The 18,320-nt window shown below is 70.5% G+C and carries 13 protein-coding genes; 9 read left to right on the forward strand and 4 right to left on the reverse strand.

Features of this window, described 5'->3' with window-relative positions; translation table 11 throughout:
• Positions 1-75: 75 nt before the first annotated feature.
• Entirely contained in the window at positions 76-1,125 is a 1,050-nt protein-coding gene (locus tag FHS42_RS18215; RefSeq protein WP_184573312.1) for an ABC transporter permease, read from the reverse strand.
• 581 nt (positions 1,126-1,706) lie between these two features.
• Here FHS42_RS18215 and FHS42_RS18220 point away from each other — a divergent pair.
• The 3 genes from FHS42_RS18220 (at position 1,707) to FHS42_RS18230 (ending at position 5,677) form a co-directional block, all read left to right on the forward strand.
• Positions 1,707-3,032 (forward strand): hypothetical protein, encoded by a 1,326-nt coding sequence (locus tag FHS42_RS18220; protein ID WP_184573313.1) that lies wholly within the window; start codon positions 1,707-1,709, stop codon positions 3,030-3,032.
• Positions 3,033-3,423: 391 nt separating this feature from the next.
• Positions 3,424-4,632 (forward strand): NAD(P)/FAD-dependent oxidoreductase, encoded by a 1,209-nt coding sequence (locus FHS42_RS18225; RefSeq protein WP_184573314.1) that lies wholly within the window; start codon positions 3,424-3,426, stop codon positions 4,630-4,632.
• 145 nt (positions 4,633-4,777) lie between these two features.
• The gene (locus tag FHS42_RS18230; RefSeq protein WP_184573315.1) at positions 4,778-5,677 is read left to right on the forward strand and encodes an RNA polymerase sigma-70 factor; all 900 of its coding nucleotides are present in this window, start codon (positions 4,778-4,780) and stop codon (positions 5,675-5,677) included.
• Between the two features lie 227 nt (positions 5,678-5,904).
• On the opposite strand, the gene FHS42_RS18235 is transcribed toward FHS42_RS18230, so the two are convergent.
• A complete protein-coding gene (locus tag FHS42_RS18235) occupies positions 5,905-8,145 on the reverse strand; it encodes a S9 family peptidase (protein WP_184573316.1) in 2,241 nt (746 codons plus the stop codon).
• A gap of 663 nt (positions 8,146-8,808) precedes the next feature.
• Between FHS42_RS18235 and FHS42_RS18240 the strand changes: the two genes are divergently transcribed.
• The 4 genes from FHS42_RS18240 to FHS42_RS18255 all read left to right on the forward strand — a co-directional run bounded on the left by FHS42_RS18240 (position 8,809) and on the right by FHS42_RS18255 (position 13,841).
• A complete protein-coding gene (locus FHS42_RS18240; protein ID WP_184573317.1) occupies positions 8,809-9,003 on the forward strand; it encodes a hypothetical protein in 195 nt (64 codons plus the stop codon).
• Between the two features lie 188 nt (positions 9,004-9,191).
• Positions 9,192-10,154 (forward strand): N-acetyl-1-D-myo-inositol-2-amino-2-deoxy-alpha-D-glucopyranoside deacetylase, encoded by a 963-nt coding sequence (gene mshB, locus FHS42_RS18245; RefSeq protein WP_184573318.1) that lies wholly within the window; start codon positions 9,192-9,194, stop codon positions 10,152-10,154.
• Positions 10,151-10,813 carry a DUF6113 family protein gene (locus FHS42_RS38665; RefSeq protein ID WP_221476641.1) on the forward strand — a complete coding sequence of 221 codons (663 nt, stop codon included), beginning with the start codon at positions 10,151-10,153 and terminating at the stop codon, positions 10,811-10,813. Before mshB ends, FHS42_RS38665 begins: the two co-directional genes overlap by 4 nt.
• A 199-nt stretch (positions 10,814-11,012) precedes the next feature.
• Entirely contained in the window at positions 11,013-13,841 is a 2,829-nt protein-coding gene (locus FHS42_RS18255; protein ID WP_184573319.1) for a hypothetical protein, read from the forward strand.
• Between the two features lie 432 nt (positions 13,842-14,273).
• Here the strand turns inward: FHS42_RS18255 and FHS42_RS18260 are convergent, their stop codons facing one another.
• Together FHS42_RS18260 and FHS42_RS18265 are read right to left on the reverse strand one after the other, a co-directional pair.
• Positions 14,274-15,104: a transglutaminase family protein gene (locus tag FHS42_RS18260; RefSeq protein WP_184573320.1), complete on the reverse strand. Its 831-nt coding sequence runs from the start codon at positions 15,102-15,104 to the stop codon at positions 14,274-14,276.
• Positions 15,105-15,145: 41 nt separating this feature from the next.
• Entirely contained in the window at positions 15,146-16,318 is a 1,173-nt protein-coding gene (locus FHS42_RS18265; protein ID WP_184573321.1) for a GNAT family N-acetyltransferase, read from the reverse strand.
• A gap of 140 nt (positions 16,319-16,458) precedes the next feature.
• Here FHS42_RS18265 and fdxA point away from each other — a divergent pair, with 140 nt between their 5' ends.
• Positions 16,459-16,785, forward strand: coding sequence for a ferredoxin (gene fdxA / locus FHS42_RS18270; protein WP_176163910.1), 327 nt, complete (start codon positions 16,459-16,461; stop codon positions 16,783-16,785).
• Positions 16,786-17,076: 291 nt separating this feature from the next.
• Positions 17,077-18,198 (forward strand): succinyldiaminopimelate transaminase, encoded by a 1,122-nt coding sequence (gene dapC / locus FHS42_RS18275; protein ID WP_312866937.1) that lies wholly within the window; start codon positions 17,077-17,079, stop codon positions 18,196-18,198.
• Positions 18,199-18,320: the final 122 nt, after the last annotated feature.

Below are 18,320 nucleotides of genomic sequence, written 5' to 3' on the forward strand. Positions count from 1 at the left end.
ACGGAACACTGCTGCGCACTGTCTGGCTGGCTGCTGTGGCCCCTGGCTGGCCCCGCTTGGTGGGTGCCGCCGGGGTCATCGCGTGGTCTTGGGGTCCATGGCGTCGCGTATCGAGTCCCCGAGCAGGTTGAACGCCACCACGAAGACCACCATCGCGACGCCCGGGAAGAACATGTAGGTGATGTCGCCCTCGTAGACCTCGGCACCCTTGGCGAACATCCGGCCCCAGTCCGGGGTCGGCTCCACCACGCCGACGCCGAGGAAGGACAGACCTGCCTCGGCCGTCACGAACATCGGCAGCATCAACGTGGACTGCACCATGATCGGTGTGCCGAGGTTGGGCAGCAGCTCCTTGCGGATGATCCGCCATGGCGAGGCGCCCGTCACTCGCGCCGCCTCGATGAACTCGCGCTCGCGCAACGAGAGCACCTGGCCGCGCAGCAGCCGCGCCAACTGCATCCAGCCCAACAGCCACAGCACCAAAATCAGTGCTGTCACCCGTAGATATGTAGGCGTTTCCTTCTCGGGGCTGACGAAAAGCGCGGTAACCACGGGCATGAATGCCACAAAGAACAACTGCTGTGGAAAGGAGAGCAACAAGTCGATGAGTCGGCCAAGGAAGTAATCGGTGCGCCCGCCCATATATCCAGCGACGACGCCGATCACGATGCCGGTGATCGTGGAAAGCACGGTGGCAGCGATACCGATGAGGAGCGAGGTACGAATGCCGTACACGAGCTGCATGAGCACATCACGGCCGAGTTTGGGTTCAATACCGAACCAAAACTCGCCGTCGATGCCGCCGTTGGGCTTCATCGGATAGCCGGTGATCGGGTCCAACAGCTCCGGCCGGTCCAGGCCATAGGTGGTGTACGCGTCCTTCCCGTACCACCACGAGATGACCGGGGCCAGGACGGCGACGGCGAAGAAGAACAACACCACACAGGCGGAGATCACACCGGCCCGATCACGGGTGAAGCGCCGCCACATCAACTGCCGGGGCGAGAGGCCGACGAGTTGTTGGGGCACGGCCGGATCGCCCGAAGGCAGCTGCGGAAGGCCCGGCAGCCCGCCCTTGGCGATCGGTTCGGCTCCCGCCGCCGCGGCCTGAGATGGACTCGTCATCGCGTATCGCCCCCGCACTTCTCACTGGCCGTGCCGTGCTTGCGGACTCCCCGCGGGCGCTGCTGAACGCCGCCGGATGAGCCGGACTGTGGCAATGATTTCCCAGCTCAGTCAAGGGGCTGACGTACGGATACATCACGCGGACAGTCTTCTTGAGCGAAGGTTTTGCAGATTGAGGTGACCACGTGCTTGACAAGGATCAAAAAAGAGCGGCAGACGGCCATAAAAGGCCATCAAATGCGTTAACGGTCAATCAACTTCGCTGACCCGACCCCGATATACGAACGCACCATCCTGCACCATCCTGAACAGCGGACGGTCGTACGGCCGTGCGGGTGCCGCGGAGCGAGTGGGGCGTGGGCAACCACCACCCCCGCCGGTCGCTTTTCCCGCCGTATGGCGCGCCTCGCATCGGGCTGCGCCGGGCCGAAATGCCCGGCTGCCCGCCGCCGGCAGAATTTCTGGGTAACTCATCGCCCGCGCACTTGAGCGAGTCAAGCCCTGGGTAGACCTGTGGTGCCGGGCGGGGGCGCCGCTCGGTCGGCAGTCAGGGGGCGGCCAGCATGGGCGAGGGGCAAACCATGAGGCGTGAGGTGCGGGTCTTTGGCGCGCTGTACTGCGCCGTATTCGCGGTCGTCTCGCTGGCATGGATCGTGCGTGATCTCAACAAGGTCGACGACGGTTCCTATGTGTGGTGGAGCTGGGTCGGCCTCGCGCGGAACTCCTACAGCGACGGCGTGATCGCCTCCTCCCTCTACGACCTGGCGCTGTTGATCTTGTACGTGGTGATTGGCACCGTGGTGATGCGGTCCGCGGTTGCCGGCAGCGCCCTGGTCGGCGTCGCGCTCGCCACCATCGCGTTGCGGCTGCCCAGCTTGTGGAGCCTCGAATCCGACGCTGCGAGATTCATCCCCGGCGGTTTGCTGACCCGCGCTCAACTCACGTGCTGGGCCGCGGTGTTGGTGAGCGTGGTCATGGTGCTGGTAGTCGCTGGCTCGCGGTCCGCCGCCCGATCGGCGCCGCAAGCCATCGACCGGAACTACGGTGCGACTCCGCCGGCGCCGTTCACCCAGCCGACGTACGGCAGTTCGGGCGCCGCGTTCTTCTTCCTGGGCGGTGTCGGCGCCGTGCTGATCAGCTGGCAGTTCTACGTCGCCCAGGAAATCGGCTGGGACCTCTACGAGAAGCAGCTCACCGGCACCGAGTACCTCCTGTCGGTGCTCGCTGCACCCTCCGCCTGGGTCGGCTGGTTCATCGCGGTGCTGGCGGTCGTGGCGGGCGGCCTCGTGCTCAGCCGCGCACCGTACGTTCGGCCGCTGGGCCTGGTCGCCGCCTTCCTGGTAATCGTCTTCGCGACTGCCGACGTGGCGCGCCTTCTCAAGCTGGACCTGTTCGATCACATGGACGAGCTGCCCACCAGCGGCAAGCTGTTCGTGTACTCGTCCTTCGTCGAGGTGCTCGCCGGGCTGATAGCGCTCCTCGCCCTGGCCCCCCGCGGTCCCCAACTCGACCGCCCGAGCGGCTGGGGCCCCCCGCCCGCCCCGGCCTACGGACCCGGGGGTTACGCGGCCGATGGCTACGGCAGCGGCCCCGCCCATGGTTACCAGGGCGGGGGCTATCAGAGCGGCTACCAGGGCGGTGGCCAGCGAGGTGGGGGCTACCGAGGCGACGGTTACCAGGGCGGTGGCTTTCAGGGCGGTGGCTACCAGAACGACGGCTACCAAGGCGGCGGCTATTCGGGTGCGGGCGGTCACGGCCCTCCGCCCTCGCCGCCGGCCGCACCGCCACCGCCGCCGGCCGCACCGCCACCGCCCTCAGCGCCACCGTCCGCACCGCCACCGCCGCCGGCCGCACCACCGCCGCCCTCAGCGCCGCCGTCCGCTGGCTCAGCTGGGAACAACCGTTAGCGGACAACGGCTCGAAGCCCGACCCGATCCAGCGCCGCCGGCTTGGCCACCTCCACCTCCTCCCCTTGAGCTCAACCGCCCCAACCACACCGTGCAGGCCGGCCCTGATTCCGCCTGCGTACCTGCGGTGGCGTAACACCAACGCGTAACACCAACGCCCGGCACACCGGGGCGTCCTAGCTGCCGAACGCAAGGAACGAGCCCGCATCCGAATCGATAGGGGCATGCGCCGGGGCGTAGACCTCCTCCGCACCGCGGCCTGCCCCAACCCCGCAACCCATGCGGTCACAGCTCCAGCCGAGCCTGCGTGAAGTGATCTGTCTCACGTCCTGTCACAGCGAACGATGACGCGGTGTCTTGAGGCCGAACACCTGGAATCGGAGGAGGCACCATGACTGAGAACACGCATGTGGTCGTGATCGGTGGCGGATACGCGGGCGTGATGGCGGCGAACCGGCTGACGTTGCGCGACGACGTGGCCGTGACGCTGATCAACCCGCGCCCGGACTTTGTCCATCGGGTCCGCCTGCACCAGCTAGTGGGTGGGACTCACGGCGCGGTCGTCGCCTACCGCGACGTCCTGGCCAAGCGGGTTCGGCTGGTGACCGACGCCGTGTCGCGGATCGACGCGGCACAGCGCAGCGTGACGCTGGCGGCCGACGCCACACTCGACTACGACTACCTGATCTACGCCGTGGGCAGTGGCAGCGCCGAACTGACCGTGCCAGGGGCGGCTGAGTTCGCCTACCCGATCTCCACGCTGGAGGAGGCACAGCGGCTGCGCCCGGTCCTCGACGCCACGGCCGCGACAGCCCCGGTGACGGTGGTCGGCGCAGGTCCCACCGGCATCGAGACCACCGCCGAGTTGGCGGAGGCCGGCCACACGGTGACCCTGGTGTGCGGTGGCGTGCTCGGCCCGTACCTGCACGCCAGCAGCCGGCGCTCGGTTGCGAAGCGGCTGGCCAAGCTCGGTGTGACGGTCATCGACGGCCCCGACGCGAAGGTCACGACGGTGACCCGCGATGCCGTGTGGCTCGCCGGCGGCCGTGAGTTGCCGAGCGAGGTCACCGTTTGGACCGTCGGCTTCGGGGTTCCGGACCTGGCCGCGCGCAGCGGGTTGAGCACCGACGGCATGGGCCGCCTGCGTACGGACGAGACGCTGACGAGCGTGGACGACGCGCGCATCGTGGCGGCCGGGGACTCGGCGGCACCGTCCGGCCTGCCGCTGCGGATGAGCTGCGTGAACGCGCTGCCGCTAGGCGCGCGGGCCGCCGACACCGTACTCAGCCGACTCGCCGGCGAGCAGCCCGATGACCTCCGCCAGTCGTTGAGCGCCCAGTGCATCAGCCTGGGCCGAAGCGCGGGCATCTACCAATTCGCCAACAGGTCCGACGTCGCGGTGTGGCTGCACATCGACGACGGCCTGGGCGCCACGGTCAAGGAGATGGTCTGCAAGATGATCCCCACGCACCTGGCCGACGAGGCGCACAAGCCCGGTTCGTTCAAGCTGCACCGCATTCCGGGAGGTGTCGCCAAGCGCCAGCGGCTGCTGCGGGCCCACCGCGCCGAGGCACCGGACGCCGCCGACCAGGCAGTGTGACCGGTGCGCGCTGCGAGGATCGTGCTGTGACGCACGCGAATGCGGTCGGCTGCCATGGCCGACCGCGAAGCCCGCGAAGCCCGCGAAGCCCGCGAAGCCCGCGAAGCCCGCGAAGCCTGCGAGGGATGAGCAGAAGGGACGAGAGATGAGCGACGGCGCCACTGACCCGGCGACCGAGGCGTTCCTCGCCCACCGCAACCTGCTGTTCACCGTCGCCTACGAGGTACTGGGATCGGCGGCCGACGCCGAGGACGTCCTCCAGGAGACCTGGCTGCGATGGGTCAAGGCCGACCAGGGGCAGGTGCGCGACCAGCGCGCCTTCCTGGTCCAAATCACCACTCGCCAGGCACTCAACCGGCTGCGCACCATGAAGCGCCGCCGGGAGGCATACGTCGGCCCCTGGCTGCCGGAGCCGCTGCTCACCGCGCCGGACGTGGCCGAGGACGTCGAGCTCGCCGAGAGCATGTCAATGGCGCTCATGCTCGTCCTTGAGACGCTGGCCCCAACCGAGCGCGTCGTCTTCGTGCTGCGCGAGGTCTTCGACATCAGTTACGACGAGATCGCGGCTGCCGTGGACAAGAGCCCCGTGGCGGTTCGGCAGATCGCCCGCCGCGCCCGCCAGCACGTCGATGCCCGCCGCCCCCGCCGCCGGGTGGTCTCCTCGAAGGAGGGCAAGGCGGTCCTTGAGTCGTTCCAACGCGCGATCGAATCCGGGAACCCGCAGGCCCTCCTTGATGTGCTCGCCCCCGAGGTCGTCCTGATGAGCGACGGCGGCGGCATCAAACACGCCGCGCTGCGGCCGGTCACCGGCGCCGAGCAGGTGTCCCGGATGTTCGCCGGCGGCATCGGCAAGCTCGACAGCACGCTCACCACCGAACCGACCGTGGTCAACGGCAACCCGGCACTGCTCGTCCGCCTGGACGGTGAGATCGACGGCGTCATGGCGCTTCGTATCGAAGACGCCCGCATCACCGGCCTCTACTACGTCCGCAACCCCGAGAAACTGTCCCATATCGTATCCGCGACCCCGCTCACCCTGCGCTGAACAGCACCGGTCCCCGACGCGCGGACGTCAACCCTTCACAGACCCGCGACGATGGGAGGCAGGCCGTATCGAAGGATCGAAGGGTTGAAACGCTGCGTGCTCACGCCAGCGCAGCCCCTGACCGGGAGGGCATCCGCCGGGGCGGACGCCCTCCCACGCCGCAGCCTGACCCCAACCCCGCAACCAGTACGGTCACGGCACCAGGCGAAGCCGTGCGGCAAAGGCCGTTATGCGGCGCCGGCCCCGAAGCCCGCTGTGGTCAGTCCCAGGGCCCGCCGCAGGAAGTCCACCTGGAGCAGCAGCAGGTTTTCCGCCACCTGCTCCTGCGGCGTCATATGGGTCACCCCGGACAGCGGTACGACCTCGTGCGGGCGGCCAGCGGCCAGCAGCGCCGACGACAGCCGCAACGTGTGGGCCACCACCACGTTGTCGTCGGCAAGGCCGTGGACGATCATCATCGGACGGATTTGCTCCGCGGCCCCAGAGAGCCCGTCGTCGGTGATCAGCGAGTTACGCGCGTACACCTCCGGCTGCTCGTCGGGGTGGCCCAGGTACCGCTCCGTGTAGTGCGTGTCGTACAGCCGCTGGTCGGTGACCGGGGCGCCGACGATGGCCGCATGGAAGACGTCGGGCCGGCGCAGCGCCGCGAGTCCGGCCAGGTAGCCGCCGTACGACCAGCCGCGGATGGCGACTCGGCCAAGGTCGAGCGGGAACCGGTCGGCAAGCCCGTGCAACGCGTCCACCTGATCTTGCAGCGTCACCGAGGCCAGCTCGTGCCGAACGGACTTCTCCCAGCCAGGGGAGCGCCCAGGGGTGCCCCGGCCATCGGCGACGATGACAGCGAAGCCCTGGTCGGCGAACCACTGCGAGGTCAGATGGGCGTTGTGCGCCGCCACCACGCGCTGCCCGTGCGGCCCGCCGTAAGGGTCCATGAGCACCGGCAGCGGCCCGTCGCCCTCTGCGTACCCGGTGGGCAGCAGCACGGCGCAGGGGATGTTCCGCTCACCGGCGAAGACCAACTGCGGCGCTGCCTCGATGACGGGGCGCTCCGCGTGGCTGGTGATTTCGGCGAGCCGCTCCCAATCGGCGGGCCCGCGCTCGTCGTCGGCCCGTAGAAGCGTCACCCGCACGCCCGGCCGGGTCAGGTCGGACGAGGGCAGCAGCACGACGTCACCGCCGCGCACCGCCGATGTGATGGCGGGATGGGCGAGCGCGCCGACCGGCTCGCAGCCACCGGGCACGTTCGGCAGTGGGGCGCCGCTGCCCGGCTCATCGCCGCCAGTACGGAACCAGGCGCGGTAGACGCCGATCTCGCCGGGTGCCTTGGGTAGTTCAGCCCCCTCACCGACCGCCGCGGAGAACAGCACATCGCGCTCACCGATGTCGAGGACCGCCCTGACCTGCAAGGTGTCGGAGGTGAGTCGCTGGTCGCCGACCATCAGGACGCGCGCCCCGGCCTCGTCGGCGATCCGTACCAACTGCCCGTCCGGGGTCCATGCGGGCACCCCGGGGAAGAGGTCGAGCCAGGCGTCGTCCTCGTCCGCGTGCACGGTGCGGGTCGCGCCGGAGGTCGTGTCAACCGTGAGGTAGCGCTGTGTGCGCTGGTCACGCGTCTGGACCAACAGCAGCGGCGGTCCGGCCGCCGACCAGTGCACCCGCGCCAGGTACGGGAACCGCTCCTGGTCCCAATCCACCTCCGTACGCGTCCCGTCGAGGCCGATCAGTTCGAGCGTGACCGTGGCGTTGGCCGTGCCGGCCGCCGGATAGGCGACCTCGGCCGGTTCCCGGTCCGGGTGTGCCGGATCGGCGATCCACCAGCGCTGTACGGGGCTGTTGTCCACCCGTGCGACCAGCAGCGCGTCGCTGTCTGGCGACCACCAAAAGCCGCGAAAGCGGTCCATCTCCTCGGCGGCGATGAACTCCGCGAGGCCGTACGTGACGTCCGTCCCCGCTGGCTCGGCCAACGCCCGGTCACCCGTGCCCGTGCTGCCGACGACGCGGAGCGCACCGCCCGCCGCGTAGGCGACATGGCGTCCATCGGGGGCGGGGCGCGGGTCCACCACCGGCCCTTTCGCGTCATTGAGTGGCAGCTCCGTGGTGGTGCCGGCGCGGAGTTCGGTGACGAACAGCCGTCCCGACAGCGCGAAGGCCGCCAACTCGACGGCGCTGTCAGTCGCATAGCCGACCACGCCGGACGCGCCCTCGCGGCTGCGCTCACGGCGCGCCCGTTCCTCGGCCGACAACTCCTCACCCGCGTCGCCAAGGAGCGCCACCGGGTCGGCGGCCGGGTACTCCCGGCCCTGCGCGACGTCCAGTACCCACAGCAGGTTCGCCCGGTCGGTGCCGTGCCGTGAGCGGAGGAAGACGACTCGCGAGCCGTCCGGGGACACGCTGAAGGCGCGTGGCGCTCCAAGGGTGAAGCGCTGCGTACGCGCGTGCTGCCGAGGAAACGAGAGCTGTCCGGTCATGCGCCCGAGCCTACGGGCCGACCCCCGCCGCGGCTGCCCCTACGTCTCGGTCTCGTCCGGATACCGAAGTTTCGCTGCGCGATATCGGGAAGCTTGACGGGCCGTAAGGGTGCCCACCGACGACGGTAGGGGCCAACGAGCGGACTGCTGAGGGGGGCTGGAGCGCCAGGGGCAAGCGCGATGACGCCGGGCCATACGGGCCATACGGCCGCCGTGGGCGAGCTGCGAACGGGCATGCGCCCCTGGCATGCTCCCGTGCACCGTGAAGTGTGAGCGGGTGGAACGTTATGACCCCCCGCGCCTGGTGGGTATGTCTCAGGTGGCGCGCGGGCCGGGGCTCTTGCGGTGCGTGGCTTGCGGGTTCTGTCATGCGGGCGGGGCTGTGGAGCCGGTGGCGGAGCTAGGCGGGTGTGATGGGTGATGCGTAGTGGGTGCGCTGTGGGAGCGAATATCTGCGTTGTGGTCGGGGTAGTGCCGGTCCGGTGAGGCGTGTGGGACGTGGGGGGCAGGTGCCGGGCCATGGTGCTCGGACCGCTCCGCACGGGACGGCTGCGCCGGGGATTGGTGCCGGAGGTTGGTGCCGCGCCGCGGAAACCGTTGTCGTACCACCTCGTTGATCCTTGGTCGATAGTCGTCGAGGTGTGGACCTGGAGGTGAGCCGCTGTGACTCTGTCTATTTCAGCGGTGTTGCTGCTGGCGATCATCGTCTATCTGCTGGTGAAAAAATCCGGCTTGAAGGCGGGACATGCGGTGGTCTGCATGATGCTGGGCTTCTACCTCGCCAGTTCGTCGATGGCCCCCACCATCGATGAACTCGGCACCAACGTCGCCGGCATCATTGGCGACATCAAGTTCTGAGCAGCCGGACAAGCCCGTGGCCCGAAGCCCGAACGGTCGTGCGCGCGCGCCGGCGCGTGGTGCGCTGCGCCGGCGCGTGATGTGCTGCGCGCCCGCGCGCTCATGGCGCGGGCGCGTTGCCGCGGGGGAACGCAGGCAGCCCACCGCCCGGGGCTCATGTCGTCGGGCGGGCTCGTAGGCTGTCCTGCATGACCGTCCTTCCCGCCCGTCGGCTGCTCCTGGTGCATGCGCACCCGGACGATGAGTCGATCAACAACGGCGCCACCATGGCCGCGTACGCGGCCATGGGCGCGCGCGTCACCCTGGTGACCTGCACCCTCGGTGAGGAGGGCGAGGTGATCCCCGCGGAGCTGGCGCATCTCGTCGCCGGCCCGACGCCCGCCACCGCGCACAGTGACACGGCCGACTCCAGGCCCCACAGCGCGCTAGGCGCCTACCGGGCAGGCGAACTGACCGCGGCCATGGCCGAACTGGGGGTGAGCGACCACCGTCTCCTGGGCGGCGCCGGCCGGTATCGCGACTCGGGAATGATGGGCCTGCCGGAAAACCGGCGCGCCGGCGCTTTCTGGCAGGCGGGCACCGACGAGGCGGCCACCTTGCTGGTCGAGATCATCCGCGAGGTCAGGCCGCAAGTGCTGATCACGTACGACCCGCAAGGCGGTTACGGCCACCCCGATCACATCAAGGCACATCAGGTCGCGACCCGCGCGGCGGAACTCGCGGCGGAGACCTGTTTCCGCCGCGATCTGGGTGGTGCGCACCAGATCGCCAAGGTCTACTGGAACTGCGTTCCGCGCTCGGTGGCCGAAGCGGGCTTCGCACGCCTGCACGCCTTGGCTGAGGGTGCCGCCGGCGGCCCGTTCCCCGGCGTCGCCTCGCTGGCCGATGTGCCGGGCGTCGTCGATGACGAGCAGGTGACGACGGTGTTCGACGGCTCGGCGTACGCTGCTGCGAAGGCCGCGGCGATGCGCGCGCATGCTACGCAGATCACCGTGAGCGGCGACTTCTTCGCCCTCTCCAACGGCCTGGGCCAGCCGCTGTTGACCATGGAGTGCTACCGCCTCGCGCAGGGGCGGCCGGGACCGGCCGCGCCCGGCAGCGCGGCGCTGCCGGATCGGGAGGACGACCTGTTCGCCGGGGTGAGCACATGAGTAAGGGCACAGGTAGGGGCGCGAGCAAGGGCGCGAAGGCGAGCGCGGCCACCCGGACGGGCCAAGACAAGGCAACGGGCGCGGCCCAGGGCGCGGGCGCCGCGGCCACTAGCGCGAAGGGCGGGCCTGTACGCCCGCCCGCCCGCACGCCCGCCCGCAGCGCAAGTGGCGGTAGCAGTAGCGCCGGGCGCGGTGCGGGTGCGGCGGCGGGGGCGCGCACCGGCGCGAGATCGGGCGTGGGCCCAGGAGGAAGCGCCGGCGCCGGCCCGGGCGCTTGGCTGGCCAAGCCGCTCAGCCCCTTGCGCATCGGCGTGTATGCCCTGCTCGTCGTGGTCGGCGCGATCGTTGGCATCGCTGGCGCGCTCGTGCAATCGGCTTGGTTCCCCGGTGGATTGCTGCTGGCGCTGCTCGGGTTTGCCGCACTGTGCGTCGGCGGTCTGTACGCGACCGGAGCGCGAGCCGGCGCTTGGTCGCCTGCCGCCGGATGGCTGATGATGGTGCTGTTCCTCACCGCGACCCGGGCTGAGGGAGACTTCGTCTTCGGCTCGGGCGTCGGCTCGTATCTCTTCTTGTTGGGGGGGATGTTCGCCGGTGTGATCTGTGCCACGGTCCCGAAGCTGCCGCAATCGGCGGCATCGGCGACCCGACTTGGGAAATGACGTCACCATTTGGGTGTGAGGTCCACATGACGCTGGGCACGGCGTTGCGTACCCGCTTGGAGTGGGGAAACGGCGGCCGACAAGTACCAGTCGGCAGTGCCCAGTATGGTGGTGCGCGCCGCCGAGCCTCCCCTGGCCTACGGCATGGGGAACCCCAGCGCGAGATGGGGGGCGGCGGAGCTAACTGGGAGAACCTGCTTTGAGCCGTGAATCTGACAGTTCGTCCTCCGGGCCCCAGGGTCGCGGTGATGCCGCCTACCCATCGGGTACTCCGCCGTACGGATCGCGCCAGTATCCGTCGCCGCATCCGACCCAGGAGGCCCCGTACGACAACGCCGACGGGGATAGCCCCGAGGCGCCACCCGCGCCAGCGGAGCCGAAGACCGAGACCACGCTGACCACGCGCATCCGGATCAACATCCCGGGGTCGCGGCCGATTCCGCCGGTCGTGGTGCGCAAGACGGTCAACGAGAAGGACTCGGCCGATTCCGCGGTACCTCTTCCCGGCAGCGGTTCCGGTAGTGGTTCCGCTTCCGGTCAGCCGGGTGGTCCCGGACGCGGTGGGCAGCGCTCGGGTGGCACGAAGGACGGCGGCAAGGGCGGCCCACGACCGGGCGGCCCAGCGAGCGGTACGGGCGGCCCCGGTGATTCCCTTCCCGGCGCTGGCGCTGGCAAGGGCGCTGGCCCCGGCTCACTCGCCTCGGCGGTGGCGCCGACCGGCGGTACCGCGTCCGGCTCGGGCTCACTGTCGGGCCCGGGGGAAATCGCGCGGTCGGACGACCCGCAGCGTAAGGGCGGCGAGCGGACCAGCGACTGGTTCGCCCCCCGAAAGGGCAAGGGCCCGCAGGGCCAAGCCGTACCGACCCCGCAGAACACGCCCACGGGCACGGTCGCGCCGATCCCGGGGCCCACCCAGACGCCGGAGACCACGCAGGAGACCACACAGCCGTTCCCCATGTTCGGCGCGGAGGACCTGCCCGGCGATGGCCACCCAGGCGATGAGGGCTTCGCCGGCCACCCGGGCTACTCCGACCGTGCGGACCAGCCGGGCGCCGGCGGCTACGCGGGCCCGGACGGCCATGGCGAGCAGGACAGCTTCGGCGGCCCGGGCGGCATCGCGGGCCGCGACGCCTTCGGCGGCCAAGACGGACCCGGCGGCCCCGGGACGGGTGGCGGCCCCAGCATGGGCGGCGGCCAGCCGGGCGACCAGCCGTACTTCCCCGACTACGCCGAAGGTCAGTACGGCGCGGGCCCGGGCGGTGGGCAGGGCGATCCGCTCACGGACCGGCTGCCCGACCCCCTCACCGATCCGCTGGGCACCTTCCCGGGCTCCAGCCCTCCGCCGGGCGCTGGTGGCCCGGAGCTCGGCGGCCCCGGCTTTCCCACCGGCCCGGCCGAGCCCACCGGCTTCCCGTACGAGGACCGGATGGAGCGTACGCAGACGCCCCCGGATGGCTTCCCCAGCCCCTGGCTGAGCGGCTCGGGCTCCGCTCATCCGGCAGCGCCGACCGGCGGGCCCGTCACGGGCGACATGCCGGTGCCGCCGCCGGACTCCCTCCCCGGCCACACACCGTCGCCGGGCGCGGCCCCCGGGTTCGACACCTCCGGCGGCCCGGGCGGCCCCTTCGCCGGTCCTGGCGGGTCGGGCGCGCCCTTCGCCGGCCCCGGTGGCCCCGGCGGCGAGCCCTTCGACAGCTCCGGCGGCCTGGATGACCCCTTCCGCGGTCCAGCCGGCCCCGGCGGCGACACGGCGCGGCTGACGCCGCAGCACCCGCGCCAGGGCTCCCCGGGCACGCCGACGCACGGCGGCCCGGCCGAGAGCCCGCTGCCCGACGACCCCGAACTCACCGAGAGCGAACGCGCGGCCAAGGCAGCGCTGGACGCGCTCGCGTCTGGCAAGAAGCCCAGTAGCCCGCCCGTATCGGGGAACACACTGGTCAGCGGCGCGCCTGTGGCTGCGCCTCCCCGCCCGCAGGCAACCAAGCCCGCTGCTCCGGGCGGGGACAGCACGCCGCCCACCGCGCCGGCGCCTGCCCCCAGCGGTGGCGGCGGTGGTGGTGGCAAGGCCAAGAAGAAGAAGGGCCGGTCCAAGCTCGTCATGGCGGGCGTGGGCGTCATCGGCGTGGCGTGCGTCGCGTACGGAGCGGGCCTGGTGCTCGGCCATACGGATGTGCCGAACGGCACCACCGTGCTTGGCATCGACATCGGCGGCACCTCGAAGGAGGAGGCCGTCAAGAAGCTGGACACCCAGCTCGGCAACCGTACGACCGCGCCGATCAAGGTGTCCGTCGATGGCGAGCAACTGGAGCTCAAGCCGTCCGTCGCGGGCCTGTCGATCGACACCGAGGCCACCGTGCGCGACACCGCCGGGCGTGACTACAACCCGGTCACGGTGATCGGCTCGCTCTTCGGCGGTACCCGGGAGGCAGACGCCAAGGTCACGGTCGATGAGGAGAAGCTACGGGACGCCCTCGGGCGCCTAGCGGGGGACGGCGCCGGTGCGGCCCGAGAGGGCAACATCACCTTCGAGCCCGGCAAGGCGGTGCCCGTCTACGGCAAGGCAGGCAAGTCGCTGGACGCCAAGAAGTCGGTCGAAGCCGTCGCACAGGCATACCGGGATCGAGCCGAGACCGGTGCGAACAGGGCGGTGGTGCTGCCCAGCGTGACTAAGCAGCCGAAGATCTCCAACGCCGATGTCGACCAGAAGATGGAGACGTTCGCGGAACCCGCGATGTCGGGCCTGATCACCGTGCTGGCGGGAAACCAACGTATTCAGTTCGGCCCGGACCGCTCGTTGCCACAGATCCTGTCCATGCGGGAGGTCGATGGGCAGTTGGTCGTGCACTACGACCTGGACGCCATAAGGCAGCTCTACGGCAGCACCTTCCAGGGCGTGCTCGTCGAGCGGGGCGACGGTTCTAAGACTCCGGTCAAGCCAACGGACGTGGCGAGCGCCATGGGCCGCGCGCTGGTCGGCAAGACGCCGACCGAGCGCATCGTGACGATCCCGAACACCGTGCTGGGGTGACGCCGTTTCGGCATAACGCCGTTTCGGCATAACGCAGCATCGGTATAAAGCAGTATCGGTATAAAGCAGCGTCGGCGTAACGCCGTATCGGTATAACGCAGCATCGGTATAAGCAGCATCGGCATAAAGCAGTACGGGGGCGTGTGTCGCCCCCGTACACGCCGATCTTCGGTCGCCGCGCACCGGGGGCCGCCGCGCACCCGGGGAGCGCCGGGAGCGCCGCCTGCGCGCGGAGCGTGACGGAGAGCGATCGTGCGCCGGGTGGTGCGCCGCCAGCCGTCCAGGGCTTGGGTTTCTTGGGGGCTCTCGGGGTTCTCGTGGTTTTTTTGAGGGTTCTTGCCCAAGGCCCTGTGGCGCGCCGCGGGCCGGCCTGCTCGATGCTGGGCGGCGCTGGCCCGCATCGCTATGAGGCCCGCGCTGGTGCTGCGAGCCCTAGTTGAGTAGTGCCCGGGCTGCGCGGGCCTGGCGGCGGACCGTCTCCGCCGAACTTGGCTCCATGGGGGCGATGACATCCGCGTACTCCTCAAGCTCCGCCGCACCGCCTGTGAAGTCGCCGCGTTGTACGAGGAGTTGGGCGTGCTCATACCGCAGCTTCGCTGGGTGGCTCGGCAGCAGCAAGGACAACTCGACCGCCCAGAGCTGGACATCGGTGCGCTCGGGACGGGCGGCTGCCCAGGCGCGGATGTTGTTGAGCACCCGCAGCACGATCTCCAGCGGCTCGGCGGGGACCAGCAGCGCAGGGGCGAGCGAGGCGCCCGTGGCGCCCGTAACCAGCAGGGCCGCATCGTCCGCGGACAGCGCACGGCCGCCGTCGAACGGGTCTACCAAGGCGTGTTCCCCGCCCGGCTCGCCGAACCCGATGACGAAATGGCCCGGCAGTGCGACCCCGTACACCGGAGCGCCTGCCCGCCTGGCCACCTCCAACCAGACCACCGACAGCAGGATGGGCAGCCCCCGACGCCGTCGGAGCACCTCGTGCAACAGGGAGGACTCCAGGCGCCGGTAATCGGCCGGGGCGCCGCGAAAGTCATGGCGCTCGCCGAGCAGGCGGGCCAGGGCGCTGGCCCAGGCGGCGGGGCCGCCGGGGGCGAAGGGCAACAGGCCGGCCAGTCGGTCGAGCTCGATCTGCGCCGCGTCGATGCCCGCCTCGTCCAACGCGGGGTCGGCCTCCGCGCCCACCAGGAGGCAGAGGAGTGCGAGGTCGGGGCGCTCTTCACGCGCCGCCTCAGCGAAGTGCCGCCTTCGGTCCGTGCTGTCGTACATACGTGCCTCGTACCCTGTCGCGTGCCTGCTCAGCGGATGTCTTAGCGGGGAGCGCGCCAGTGGTGGTAGGAGTGGTGCGGGCGGAAGCCCAGCTGGTCATAGAGGGCGTGCGCCCCCGCGTTGTCCGTCTCGACCTGGAGGTACGCCGCCGACGCACCCTCCGCGAGCGCCTTGCTCGCGAGCGCGGCCATCACCGCACTGGCGAGCCCGCGCCGCCGGTAGGCGGGCGCCACCTCGACTGCGGTGAACCCCGCCCAGCGGCCGTCCACCACGCAGCGGCCGATCGCCACCGCCTCCCCGGCGGCCTCGCTACCTGCGCCATCGAGGCCACCCGGCTCGGTGCGTACCGTCGCGAACCACACCGAAGGGCCCCCGGTCAACACCTGGAGCACCTCGGGCGCGGGCTGGCCGGCCCGTTCGTAGCGGGCCAGCCATGCGGCGCCGATCGTCCGGGACAGCTCCACCCGCAGCTCCGGGGCGCCGGTGCCCGCCGGCCCCTGGGCGGCTGGTTCTCCCGAGCTGTCGCCGCCGCCCGTGGCCGGCAACGGTGGCGGCTGCGGCCGGTCGGCGAGGGGCGCGAGCGCGGCGATCCATATCTGTGCCGAGACCTCACGTGTCCAAAGGCGCCGCGCCAGTTCGTCGGCCAGTGCCTCCTGGGTGCCCTCGGCCCCGGTGCTGACCTGGACATACGCGGGCAGCCCGCGTTCGGCGTACCATGCCCGCACCCGGCGCAACGCCTCGTCCAGCGGTAGGCCGGGGTCGCTGAGTGGCAAAACGGAGTTGGCGCGCCGGGTGAAGCCACCGGCCGCACGCAGTTCCCAGCCGGAGCCGGAGGCGAGGCCAGCGGCGTCGGCGCCGGGCGGGGCGAGCCGTGCACGTTCGGCGGGGGGCCAGCCGCGAGCCGCGACCCGGTCGAGTTCGTGCGCATCGGCGGCGGGTCCGCGGCGGCGTACGGGTGGGCGTGCGGAGCGTGCGCCGGGGGCGGGCGGGATCACCTTGCCCGCCACGAGGGTGGTGTCCGCAATGCGAACGCCCTCGCCGTTCTTCCGCGTGATCTGTAGCACACCCCCGACCCATGAGGTGAGCACCCCTACGGTGTCCGTGAACTTCTGGGGCCCGCCCCCTGGATCGTTCAGACGCCGTACCGAGACGCGTTTCCCCACGTCAGCAGGGGTAATCCTGACCTCAAGCCGTCCGCCCGTGGTGAACTCCACAGCTCTGTTTGCCCCTCATGTTCGTCTCCTGCCCCGGAACGGAGATACTAGGTGCGGGCATCGACGACGCCGCGCTCCCGCGCGCCACGCGGCGGAGCCACACACCGGTCCCGCCAGCCCTACCAAGGAGGAACGACAGCGTGACCTACGTCATCGCGGAGCCTTGTGTTGACCTGAAGGACAAGGCCTGCATCGAGGAATGCCCCGTAGATTGCATTTACGAGGGCTCGCGGTCCTTGTACATCCATCCTGATGAATGCGTCGATTGCGGTGCGTGTGAGCCGGTCTGCCCGGTTGAGGCCATCTTCTACGAGGATGACACTCCCGAGGAGTGGAAGGACTACTACAAGGCGAATGTCGAGTTCTTCGACGAGCTCGGCTCGCCCGGTGGGGCTTCGAAGCTCGGTTTGATCGAGCGGGACCACCCCTTCATCGCAGCGCTCCCTCCGCAGAGCCACGACGAGTGACCGTGGCCCTCGTCAGGCCCCGATAGGCTCCGCGCGATCAGCGCGGCCTCGGCCCCGCATGGCTCTCCCCGCCCTTGGGTACGGGTGATGGGCGGTGCGGGGCTGAGCCGCGTTGCCAGAAATGGCAGGCCTCCGTGAGCGCTTGTAGGCGCCTAGGCGCCCCAGGAACCGCCGCAGCCCTGCGCAGGCGGCCCGTAAGAACGCTCCGAAACTCTCCAGGCCCCTATGGATTTCCCAGCGCTCCCAAGAAACGTCCGAGAAACTCCCAAGGACTCCCAAGAAAGAGGCACCGTGTCCGCAGTCACCGACCGCCTTCCCGTCTTCCCTTGGGATCGGCTGGAGCCGTACAAGGCCACCGCGGTGGGTCATCCGGACGGCATCGTGGACCTGTCGGTGGGCACACCGGTGGACCCGGTCCCCGCGGTGATCCAGCAGGCGCTGGCGGAGGCGGCCGACAGCCCGGGATACCCCACGGTGTGGGGCACCGTTGCGCTACGCGAAGCGATCAGCGGTTGGGTCCAGCGGAGGTTGGGCGCCCGCGGCGTCACCCCTGCGCAGGTGCTGCCGATCGTTGGATCGAAGGAACTGGTGGCCGCGCTGCCCACGCAGCTTGGGCTCGGACCCGGCGACAAGGTCGCCTTTCCGCGGCTCGCCTACCCGACGTACGAGGTCGGCGCGCGGCTCGCCCGCGCCGAGCCCCTTCCGTACGAGGCGGACATCTTCGCCGACGACGAGAGGCTGGCCACCCTCGACCCGACCGGGTTGAAGCTGCTGTGGCTGAACTCGCCGTCCAATCCGACCGGCCGCGTCATGCCCGTCGCCGAGCTACGCCGCGCCGTCGCCTGGGCCAGGCGGCATGGGGTGCTGCTGGTCAGCGACGAGTGCTACCTAGAGCTCGGCTGGGAGACCGAGCCGGTGTCGGTGCTGCGCCACGACATCTGTGGAAGCTCCTTCGAGAACATCGTGGCCGTGCACTCTTTGTCCAAGCGGTCCAACCTGGCGGGTTATCGCGCGGCGTTCCTCGCCGGGGACGCGGCCGTACTGCGCGAGCTGCTCGTCATCCGCAAGCACAGCGGGTTGATGGTGGCGGCCCCGGTGCAGGCCGCGACCATCGCGGCGCTGGGCGACGACACGCACGTCGGGGAGCAGCGGAAGCGGTACGTCCGCCGTCGCACGGCGTTGCGCGGCGCGCTGGAGGCGTACGGCTTCCGCATCGAGCACAGCGAGGCGTCGCTCTATCTGTGGGCGACGCGCGACGAGCCGTGTTGGGACACCGTTGGTGAGCTGGCCAAGCGCGGCATTTTGGTGGCGCCGGGCGACTTCTACGGCCCGGCGGGCGAGCGCTTCGTACGGGTCGCCCTGACGGCGACGGACGAGCGCGTGGCGGCGGCGGTGGCCCGGCTCGGGGCCTGACATCCGGTGCCGGGGCGGGAGCCCGCAGCCCGGCTGCGTTGTCCATAGGTGCGGGGCCCGGAGGGCGGATCGCTGCGTGTCAGCGGATCGCCTTGCGGGCCCCTTGCGCGCGGTGACGCGAC

This window comes from Streptomyces zagrosensis (assembly GCF_014203645.1).
GTDB classification, from domain to species: domain Bacteria; phylum Actinomycetota; class Actinomycetes; order Streptomycetales; family Streptomycetaceae; genus Streptomyces; species Streptomyces zagrosensis.